Raw genomic sequence first — 11,378 nt, 5'->3', positions numbered from 1 at the left:
GCCATCTCACTGTAGCCGGCAACACCCATAATCGCTTTTATTGATAAGTTGGCATTATGTGCCCAATGCCCTGCAAAGTCGTCAGTGCAAAGTTGGTTCTCAGGGTCCTGTCCATACCGCAGACAGAATAGATAATATACTAAATGTCAAATTATTACAATGTACAAATATTGCTTTCGTATTGTCATAGAAAAATTTATTTGATGATTGACTAATAAATATTGTCAAACAAAATAACTTTATTATACTATCATTTTATCGTTTATTAAAAACAGGGAGAAGGCTTGTAAAGTTACTCAAATACATTTGTCAATCCATTATGACCTGGGCAAGATCATGAAATAACAAAGCGATAGCTCATTTCAATATAAACCAATAAATCAAGGAAAGTAAAGTTTGTATATAGAGAGAAAAAATAATAGACAGGAACGAGATAGAATGTTGTTATTTCTAAACATGTTATTTTTCTTCGGATAATGACTATTATAATGAAAGCTTCAATGGATCATATAGCGTGTGACCCATTGAAGCTTTCATTATAGTAGTTTTATATTATCTTAGGTTACAAGCATTATAAGTCTTTAAGCATTTTCTCAAGATACTCCAATCGTGCCTTATACCACGATTTCATAAATTCGGCTTCTTCATTAGGCTCTGCATAGCCATACATCCATTTACCGGACCATTTCTGCCGGTCTCTTTCCAAAGAGCCGGATTCCACAAGCTGACGTTTGTAATAATCTACTTTCTTTGCCATATTCTCCAGGCTTAATGCCTTGTCTTTCACTTCCATAAAACGGTGGTAAATACGTTGTTTGATATGGTTGGGGTTTTCGTCTATGATCCGTTCAAAAGGGCGGAAATATTTGGAATTGGCATCGGGGCGTAGTACCAGTCCATCATCAAATCCATGTCCCTTCTCTGGGTTAAGCTTGATAGCGTCCCAGGTACGTCCTAACGTACCGTCCAGGTCCCAGGGTTGAATAAAAAACTTAGGCACGGAAGTTGCTTTGGCATCATAAATCCCCCAGAAAATATTTCGTCCGGTATTGTCATAAGCCATCAGTAGATTGATGAAAATAAAATAATCTATTAATGAGGAGGCGTCCAGACGTTCTTCAAAAGTAGCGGAAAACTCTTCTCCGGAAGCTTTGCTAAAGAACCAGATAAGATCCGACAAATATTTAAACTCGACACCACCTATCTCGTCTGGATAATCCGATTCAAAACCATTCCATTCAAGTCTCGAATTGTCATATGAGGAGGTAATTCCTTGCAGCTTGCATTCGTCTGTCCATTCACCCCCTTTGTACAGATAGCCTCCTTTTTTCTTTAATTTCAGCTGTTTACGGTCAATGCGGTCACTGAGAATATACAGACCATGATACGTGCCGTCCAGAAACATCTCAACCGGATAACCATGAGTGGCACCTACCGCTTTGGGTTCCTCATTTATATAGTATAAAGTGTGCAGATCATTCCAGAGGTCGAAACAGACTCTATTGCGCATTTTTGCACAATCCAGCCACATCGCATCAAGAATCCAGGACTGGTCTTCACGCATTCCCAGCAGTTCGGCGTCAAGGTTCTCATTGGTTAGTTTATCCTTCAGCTTAAAGCTATAGGCTTTCTTTTCGTAACGTTGTGCCCCCGCTCCGCGGATCTCAATTCCTCCATAGCTTTCAAAGCGGATTTGTGAACCATTGGTCCGTCCTTTGGGATCAGTTAATACTATTTCGCATGGAAGTTTAGGGTCATCTACGATTCCATCGGGAGCTATGATATCTATGATAGGAACTCCGGTAACAACCAGTTCACGGGAATTAGGTTGGGGGACCAGCCTGTTGCATACTTCAATCTTTATAGTCCGGTTTGCTTTCAGATCTGGTAATGATACACTTTCCCCGGAATGTATGTCTTTGCCATTGATGCGGATAAAATCCACTCCCAGGCCTTCAAATTCTATTTTTACGGCGGAAGGAGTATTTGTATCCATATCTATCGGTAAATAATATTTTTTATTTGTATAATCAATAGTGGTACGTATCCCATTAATAGACAGCTTCCTTAAGCAAAGGAAGCCTCCTTTCTCTTCACCGGATACTTGGGCTACAAGTAGCTCGTTCCAGTCGCCCGAACCTTTCTTGCGATAGTGAACAATACCGCAACGGTCAGTTACTGATTCATTCGGAAGAATGGTCATAAGTTGGGACTTGTCTTGAGTTTCTTTCAACTTAATCCAATCTAATTGTTGATCATTGATTATTTCATAAGATGTGCCATTATTACTTGCAGGAGATTTAATTTCTCCAGCATAAGTGGTTTGGTAAAAAGAGATCGGAAAAAATAATTGCTTTTGTGCTTTCTGGATTATAGAGACGCTTTTTACCTCTTTAGCGGCTTGGATAGAAACTTTGCCAGTTCGCTCTTTAGCATAATCATTCACTTTTACCTTGATGGTGATTTTTGATGTCCCCATTTTACCGGAAATAGGAGAGATCTCGATCCAGTCTTGTTTAGTAGTAGCAGTCCAGTCTTTTTCTGAATAGATAGTCACTTGTTCTTCTCCACCGTTAAGAGGAATTTGTATTTGGTATGGAGATATATTCAACTGGAGTAAACCGGAGGTATCCTCATCTTTCGAACACGAGTATAAACAGAATAGAAAAAGAAGTAAAAGATAGGAACTCCGTTTAGTAGTATAAAAGCGATGTTGCATAATATTAGGTTTTAGATAAAAATATTCTGTGTCCAAATATAGTCATTATTTATCTCTCAGACATAAATTTAAGTAGGGCATCATTACAATTAAATATGAAAAAAAGGAAGTTGAAAAAATAATCCAACTTCCTTCTTCCTTTTACAAAAAGATTATGTTCTATTTGAACAATATTCTTCTCATTTTAGTTATTCAAATTACTCCCATTCGATTGATTGATCATCATCCGGTATTTGAGTATTGATTTGGCGTTCCATCGTAAGGTCACCCACTACATGATACTCAAGTTCCGCATTAGGAACAGTAGTATAGTCTACAAAATTATAATCAATATCCATGATGGTAACAGTCTTATGCAGCAAATAAGGGCGAAGAGGATCCATCGTTTCTTCAACATAGAAAGTAGGAGCCTTATTCAAACGAAATTTCATGTTATCATTTTCAGCAGTAAGCTCTACCCTATTTCTACCTCCTTCTGTTACAAAACGAGCTTTAATTTTATAATTCTTACGATCTGTACGTGTTTCATCTACTGTTCCGGCATAAAAGAATACTGTTTCATGATCTACTACATAAGTCATGATCAAACTCTTTACGATAGCTCCCTCACCTTCAGCACCAGCTATGTAACTTTTATAGTTTACACCACTATAGTTACCTGAATAGTCATTGAATGGCATGATTCGAAGCAATGCTTTACGGTAGTGTTTACGATAATTAGGAGTATAACTTCCATCAGGAGCATCTTCAATTGTCAAAGGCAATACCCATTTATCTGTTAAATCCAGCCCATTCAAGTCAAATTGCACCGGTAATAGAGCTGTATTTTCTCCAGCCTTTATTTCTACAGTTTCCGGGAAAGAGAAAAAACGAGTATCTAGAGCTTTATAATAAAGATCCTTACGATTATTAAAACGTTCATAGTTCAACACGTCTAATGTATCTGTATCTATACCTATACGTACAGTATAATTCCGATCATTAATAATGGATCCACTGACGATCAACGGCACTTGGTAAGTAGCAGGTTCCGTTGTTTTATAAGGTACATTGATTCGAGATACCCCTTCGCTATTGATCGGAGCTTTGAAAGAAATGTAACGTTCAAATTGCTCTTCGTTCCACTCATCGTTACATGAACTGCACACAACCACTGCGGCAAGTGCGCATAATAAACTATATTTTAATCTCATGATTATCATTCTTTTTTAAGTTAATCATTATACGTCCATCCCGGATTCTGAGTCAGACGTTTGTTACGCTTCAGTTCGCTGTGCTTAATCGGCCAGAAATACATCTTTGGAGAGAATGTCGATGACAAATTAGAGATAGCGATCGGAGTGTGGAACAAGTCTCTCTGACCCTTGTTCATTAAATAGTTGCAACCATAAATCGGCACTGCTTCTTCACCTTCCGCATCTTTCCAACGGCGAAGGTCATAGTAACGTTTACCTTCTGCGAACAGCTCAATCTGACGTTCACGTTTCAGTTTCAAACGGAACTTTGCCTGGTCACTATAGGTATTGCTATCATAATCGGGTACACCGGCACGCATACGCACAGGCTTAATACCCTTTTTCATTTCGGCTACATCGCGTTTGATGGTATAAATTGAAGCTCCGTCCCAAGAAGAAATTTCATAAGATGCCGCTGAAGACAATTCATTTAAAGCCTCTGCATACATCAGCAAAATATCTGCATAACGGATGGCTGGCTCGTCTTTATAAAGAATTCTATCACCCCCTGCCGCTTCTGTATTGGTGTCATTATCATGAATATATTTCTTTATACCAATACCTGTACGCAAATAGAATTCGGAGTTTTGATATCCGTTACTTTCTCCACGATAGTAGAAGATTTGCTTATTTCTATTTTCAGGAAGGATTTCGTTTCCTAAATACCAATGAGATCCGTTATAAGCCACAGATGCGTAAAAACGTGGTTCACGATCGGCATATTGCAAAGAAACACCTGCTTCCAGTGGTTGGTGATCCATACTGTTTTCTGTAAATCCAGTGGCACGTGGACGGGAATCTACACGCCCCTCGTAGGCTGCGTACCCTGTATATTCCGAATACATACCAGGGCAATCTCCACCATCATTCATATAGTACGTATCGACTTGCTTCTGTGTCATTCCATGAGTATTCCAGCCGGCAGGACCCACTTTAGGTAACTGATGAACCACAAACGCTCTAGGACCTTCGCCACTAACATTTTGTCCGCGAGTGAAAATTAACTCTGGATTTCCAATGGTTGTCAATTGTCCATTGAATACTGAACGATATGATTCATATGGATTAATATCCGCCCATCCTTCAGGAAAGTTTTTCTTCGAATATTCAGGATGTTCAGGAATTGTTGGAGTTCCTTCTGTAATAGCTCCTGTGGTATAAAGCTTATATACACCTAATTCCATTATGTCTTTACAAGCTGCCGCAGCTTTTGCCCATTTAGATTCGTCATAATCAGGAGAAAGTAATCGATTTCCCTTATCGTCTACTAATTGCTGCGCATAGGCATCATTGTTACCGTTCATCAATGGACTAGCTGCATAAAGAAGTGCCAGAGCACGAGCTGCTAAAGCTGCTCCTCGCGTCGGACGATTACTTGAATTTTGTCCTCTCAATAATGGCAGATCTTTTGCCGCCAGAATCATTTCACTTGCAATATAATTAGCACATACATCATAAGGACTACGCGGAGTAGCTACATCATCATAGGAATCATTATAGTCAAAACCATCTTCCGGAGCCAAAGGTATCGGTCCATATTTCCGGAGAAGAATCCAGTAAAAATAAGCTCTGACAAAACGTGCCTGCGCTTTAAAATCAATGATTTCTTCAGCCGTATACGTCTTGTTCATATCAACATTTTGCATAAAAATCGTAGCTTGGCGAATCCCTTTGTAACAATCATCCCAAGTGCCTTGGAATGCTCCTTCGTCATAATTACCTTCATGGAACTTATTGTATGATATTTTATCATCACCACGGGCCGAATTTATAGTCTTGTCATCATCGCCATAGTACATGCAGTCATCAAATACAAAAGGTGTGGCACGTTTACTACCTACATCCAAGCATTGATCATTTCTAAGAAAAGAATATGCGTGTGCCAACCATTGTTCAGTCTTGTCATGGTCGGTAAAAACTTTCTCTATAGATTCGCGGTCATTGAAAATGTAATCCGAATCCAGATAATCGGCGCAAGAGGTCAGTCCTATGCAGATAACCGTCAATATTAATATATATAGTTTTTTCATCTTATTATATTTGGTTTATAAATTAACACTTACACCTAATGTAACTGATTTAGCCAAAGGATATGATTCGCCACGCGGATCGCCAATTTCCGGATCCCACAGTTTGAAATTTGACCAAGTAAGCAGGTTGGTTCCAACCATAAAAATACGGATGTTGTTGAAACGGATCTTATTAACCCATGCTTTAGGCAGAGTATACCCCACATCCACTGTTTTCAGACGAATATAAGAACCGTCACGCAACCAATAAGTTGAATTGCGATAATTATTGTCATACTTATAAATAGTCGTATTACCATTACCTTGATCCGTATAGCTCAAACGAGGATAAGAAGCATTCGGATTCTCATTAGCAGGGATACCGAGTTTTTGAGCAGTTTCCGCATCTACCCATCGATCGTCCAACATACCTTTGATTATATTACCCCATTGACCCTCTGTGAACGCCCATACGCACTTACCGTATGTGAAGAACTGAGATTTTCCGGCTCCCTGGAAGTGAAGATTAACATCCAGACCTTTCCAATTAGCAGTAAGACCAAGACCATAGATCAAATTCGGACGGCTGGTAGAACCAACTGCAACAATATCACCATCGTTTACAACTCCGTCACCATTAACGTCTTTGTACTTAATATCACCGGGCATTACCGGTCCATACTGTTGTGTCGGGCTATTACGAATATCATCATAATCTTTGAAAAGACCTAAAGCAACCAAACCTTTGTTTTGATCGATGCGATAGCCTTTCTCCATTTGATATTGATAAACATTATTTTCTTCGTCTTTTTCCAGAATTTCACTCTTACTGTATGTGATATTACCACGTACGGTTAGATTGACAGTGTTTACTTTCTGTTTGTAAGCAAAGTGACCATCGAAACCTTTTGAACGAGACGCACCAACGTTAGCTCTGGGGTTACTGTCCAAACCAGTCATATTCGGTAAGAATCTACGTTCCATGAAGATACCGGTACGTTCCTCATCGAAATAATCGACAGTAGCGGTAAATTTATCATTGAAAAGTGCCATGTCAATACCAAAGTCTTTCTTGGTCGCAACCTCCCAAGTCACATAGTCAGAAGCTAGCCCTGTATATTTCATACCGACGTAAGACTTGTTAGAACCATTTTCGGCCCAATTATACCCCGGATAATATATAGTTTCATTCTTATCATTCTGATAGCTATTGGCAAGAGAATAGAGGTATGGGAAACGAATATCTCTTCCTGAACCATCTTTCCCTAAATTGTCATTACCCACTTTACCATAAGAGAAACGAGCCTTGAACATATTCATCCATTTCAAATTATCCTTGATAAATTTCTCTTCGGCAATGTTCCATGCAACAGAATAAGCCGGAAAGAAACCGAAGCGATGACCTTTGGCAAAATTCTCTGAACCGTTATAACCGAAATTAAAGTCGAAAAAATAACGATAGCTGTAATGATAAGCAGCACGTCCTGCCACACCCATATTTCTCTTGTTAACTCCATTCTTCAAATCGTCACCTAATTGCTGAGTTTGAATGTAAGAATCTTGTGTGTATTTTACAGTACCATTCACATAGTGATTTTTGAATCCGCGATCCCAATTAAACATCACGTCAAAAAACTCACGACGACTACCACCGGAACCACTTTCCTGATACATATTCCTGCTTTCCGAAACACGACTGGGTTTTAATTGTCCATTTTCATCGCGAACACGTTCCATTCTCCATTGTTCGGGCCATTTACGACGATTAATCCAGTTATCATTATATGTATCGTAACCGAAACGTCCGATAAACCGAAGTCCCTTCGTGATAAAGTCAAAGTTTTGTTCCAATGTAACATTGGTTTGGATAGCATTTTCCCAATTCTCGTTGAATCCGGTTTGAGTAGCCGCTACCCATGGATTCGTTTTATTTCCGGTACCAATAGCCGGTACATAACCATTTGAAAATAGTAACGGAGTTTGAATAGGCGTGTAACCGAAGAGTTCTCCCCATACATCATTATCACCTAATCCCGGGCTATTTCTCTTGGATAACCATCCCGCTACTCCCACTTTCAATAAAGTTGTTTTTGTAATATCAATATCCGTATTCAAACGATAGTTGTAACGTTTGTAATTCGCGTTCGTGTTATAATCATCCTTTAATGACTTATCGGTATTATACATACCTTGTTCTTCCACATAACTTGCCGATACAAAGTAACGGGCAGTTGTTCCACCACCACTCATATTCAGATTGGCACGATAACTCCACGCTCCATCTTTTAAAAGAAGATCTTTCCAATCCACGTTCGGATACAAATCCGGATCTAATCCGCGACGAAGGATTTCCAACTCTTCCGGTTGATAAACCGCTTCATAATTACGGGTAATGCGAGATTCATTCAGATAACTGGCATAAGAGGAACCATTCTCAAATTCCGGCGTGATGGTACGCATATTATAAGAAGTTTCTACTTTTGCGTCAATGTTGATCTTACCAGGTTTTCCGTGTTTTGTCGAGATTAGCACAACACCGTTTGCACCCTTCGAACCATAAATAGCCGTAGCAGAAGCATCTTTCAAAACAGAGAATGACTCAATATCCTCAATATTGATTTCCTCCATACTACGTTCAAAACCATCCACCAAAACATAAGCTCCGGTGCTGGCACCAAATGTAGAGATACCGCGAATCCAGAATTCAGACATGTTTTTGCCCGGTTGTCCGGAAGTCTGACGTGCCATAACACCGGCAACATTACCAGCCAAGGCATTGACAATACTACTAGACGGGTTAGATTTCAGGTGATCTACATTCACCGTAGTGATCGCACCGGTTTGAGTCAATTTTTTTTGGACTCCGGTACCTGTAATAACAACTTCATCAACTGCATTGGTAACGGCTTCTTTCATTACCACATTCAATGTTTGCGATTGATCTTTGATTAATATTTCTTGCGTTTCATAGCCTACATAAGTAAAAATCAATCGGCTATAAGGCGCAACTTTGATTTGATACTTACCATCAAGATTGGTTATCACACCTAATCCTGCAACATCTTTCACAGTTACATTGGCACCAATGACCGGTAATTTACTTTCATCAGTTACAACACCTGAAACTGTAATAGTTTGTTGTGCTAGGGCATCTATCGTTACCCATAGCAACATTATACATAAAATAAATAATTTTTTCATGTGTGTTTATTCATTAGTATCTTCAATTTCTTCCAAACCGATTCTACGAATACTACGGTTCATAGAATCGCCCACATAAAACACTTTATTATTAACATCATAAGCTAAACCTTTCGGACGTTCGAAACGAGCTTCTTCACGTAGATCACCGTTCACATTTCCCCAAGGATTAGAATTCAAAGAGGCACTACCGCGACCGGCATAAGTCGAAACTTTACCTGAAGGAGCCAAAATACGTACCGCATGATTGTGTTTGTCGCAGAAATAATAATCATATTCATCATCTTTTCCGGCATAATCAGGATTCTTTACAAAGATACCTTGATTAGGAGAATAAACGCGAGCGCGTGTACCGACTCCGTCTTTATATGCATCAGCAGCCTGTGGCTGACCGAGTACCACATACGGTGATGTAAAGGTCTCGCCATTAAAGTCTGAACGTACCATATAGTTTTTGTTCACCACTGTCACAATGCAATACTTGCCTTCCGGATGCATGGTAAAATAGCATTCCCAACCATCATCTTGGATTGTGAATAACTCTTTTACTCCATCACCGGGTTTAGCGGCTTCACGTTTTCCATCTACAATATCCTGAATAACTTCTCTTTTTACTTCAAAGAACTGTCCGTGCTCATATGAATTAAAATACATATCACCCGTTATTGGATGGAAAGCCACCGTATTACATTGCTTATATCTCGCTAAGATTTTTCTGTTACCCCACTTGAAACCACACGGTTTGCTCTCATCCGGAATTCGTTCGAAAATAGTAATCGCATTATTATCTGGATTTCCCTGATCAATTGCAACGCACATGCGGGATTTTCCATCCTTGTCGGTAAAGAAACCAATGGAACGAGGACGCCTACCATCAGTCCCGATGTCGCCTGGGTTAAGCATTGTATATAGACGTTTGTTTTTGAAGTCAATACAACGGATTTTACCATCGCCACCGTCATCACCATCAGCGTCTTCAGAAGTATATAAGAGGTCTGGATATTCAGGATCCCATGCCATCCAGCAGGTATTTCTCAGTCCGCCGCAGTCATCAAATGGACCGTCTTTGACTTCCCAATTTCCATACTGGTCTTTCTTTCCAAGCATAGTACTAACGATTACCAATCTCTTATAATCAAACTTTACATCAGTTTCCTCAGATACATAAGTATTTTCTTCATCCTTCACCTGGACTTTAAGATCTCCCCCAAATGCTTTAGAAGGAACCAAGCAATACATACAATCATCATTCACATTTACGACAGGAGCCTTTTTCCCGCCAATGTAAACTTCTATTTTTGTTGGATCATTACCAAAATTTTCTCCCTTAATAAGCACTCGTTGTCCGGCACTTCCCGTATTAGGAAAAATACTACTGATGCGTATAGGTAAATTGGAATTGAAAGGAGCGCCTCCGCTACCAGAAACAATACCGACCTCCTTGCCATCATCACAGCTCCCAAAGAAGAAGGCGAATAACATGAGCATGACGTACGATACACGCCGAAACTCACTTTTCTTGAAATCTTTGATTTTCATAATTCATTAGAATTTAATTAGTAAATAAGTTGTCATATTTTATATCCACTTAAAAGGTTATAGTTTTAATGATTTGATATTTTATCCATTAATACCTGCATCCAATACCCCCCAATCACTGATCGAGCCTTAAAACCAACCCATTCACCACTATCCGTATGATGCCAGTCACTGATAGGCACACGAGATTCAGTCTCATTGATATATTTATAAAGAGGATCAATAAACTTCTCAAAAGTACTCCTGTCCGGGGCCATAGCCGCCGTCCAAATAACCCAGTCGGATTTAGTGTATTCTTTACGGGAATCAAGCGGTAGTCCATAAGGGTTTTGCTTGGTCAGATAATACTTGATTTCTTTGTCGATGACATTATTGGGGAATAAGTTCAGGTTCCACATCTTGTCCCAAACCATATTATATTTCTGGCTCCATGTATTCTCACGGTCGAAAGCCAACCGGTAATGGTCACCCTCATTCGCCATGGCTTCCCATTTCACTGCCATGTTTTTAGCGATACCGGCATATTGATCGGCAACATCATTCAGACCGAGCAGGCGAGCCATCTCACTGTAGCCGGCAACACCCATAATCGCTTTTATTGATAAGTTGGCATTATGTGCCCAATGCCCTGCAAAATCGTCAGTGCAAAGTTGGTTCTCAGGGTCCTGTCCATAC

At 39.6% G+C, this 11,378-nt stretch carries 6 protein-coding genes and 1 pseudogene; all 7 read right to left on the bottom strand.

The features are described from left to right. Positions 1 to 116, bottom strand: a pseudogene (locus PHO71_RS24210) (DUF4965 domain-containing protein); the annotation flags it as partial. A 455-nt stretch (positions 117 to 571) separates the two neighbouring features. Then, complete coding sequence (locus tag PHO71_RS24205; protein WP_300208600.1) at positions 572 to 2,719, bottom strand: CotH kinase family protein; 2,148 nt, start codon at positions 2,717 to 2,719, stop codon at positions 572 to 574. Positions 2,720 to 2,916: 197 nt separating this feature from the next. Continuing rightward, complete coding sequence (locus PHO71_RS24200) at positions 2,917 to 3,912, bottom strand: DUF4973 domain-containing protein (protein WP_300208598.1); 996 nt, start codon at positions 3,910 to 3,912, stop codon at positions 2,917 to 2,919. 20 nt (positions 3,913 to 3,932) lie between these two features. Continuing rightward, a complete protein-coding gene (locus tag PHO71_RS24195) occupies positions 3,933 to 5,984 on the bottom strand; it encodes a RagB/SusD family nutrient uptake outer membrane protein (RefSeq protein WP_300208596.1) in 2,052 nt (683 codons plus the stop codon). Between the two features lie 15 nt (positions 5,985 to 5,999). Next, entirely contained in the window at positions 6,000 to 9,164 is a 3,165-nt protein-coding gene (locus PHO71_RS24190) for a TonB-dependent receptor (RefSeq protein WP_300208594.1), read from the bottom strand. Between the two features lie 6 nt (positions 9,165 to 9,170). Continuing rightward, the gene (locus tag PHO71_RS24185; protein WP_300208592.1) at positions 9,171 to 10,703 is read right to left on the bottom strand and encodes an IPT/TIG domain-containing protein; all 1,533 of its coding nucleotides are present in this window, start codon (positions 10,701 to 10,703) and stop codon (positions 9,171 to 9,173) included. Between the two features lie 65 nt (positions 10,704 to 10,768). Beyond that, on the bottom strand, positions 10,769 to 11,378 hold a 610-nt coding region (locus tag PHO71_RS24180; protein ID WP_300208590.1), incomplete at its 5' end, for a DUF1793 domain-containing protein.

Origin of the sequence: Bacteroides sp. (assembly GCF_028690125.1) — a bacterium.
Taxonomy (GTDB): domain Bacteria; phylum Bacteroidota; class Bacteroidia; order Bacteroidales; family Bacteroidaceae; genus Bacteroides.
This window is presented reverse-complemented; position numbering and strand designations above follow the sequence as displayed.

Coding starts and splice junctions, on each gene's coding strand:
- PHO71_RS24205 (WP_300208600.1), bottom strand. CDS start 2,719: ATGCAACATCGCTTTTATACTACTAAACGGAGTTCCTATCTTTTACTT.
- PHO71_RS24200 (WP_300208598.1), bottom strand. CDS start 3,912: ATGAGATTAAAATATAGTTTATTATGCGCACTTGCCGCAGTGGTTGTG.
- PHO71_RS24195 (WP_300208596.1), bottom strand. CDS start 5,984: ATGAAAAAACTATATATATTAATATTGACGGTTATCTGCATAGGACTG.
- PHO71_RS24190 (WP_300208594.1), bottom strand. CDS start 9,164: ATGAAAAAATTATTTATTTTATGTATAATGTTGCTATGGGTAACGATA.
- PHO71_RS24185 (WP_300208592.1), bottom strand. CDS start 10,703: ATGAAAATCAAAGATTTCAAGAAAAGTGAGTTTCGGCGTGTATCGTAC.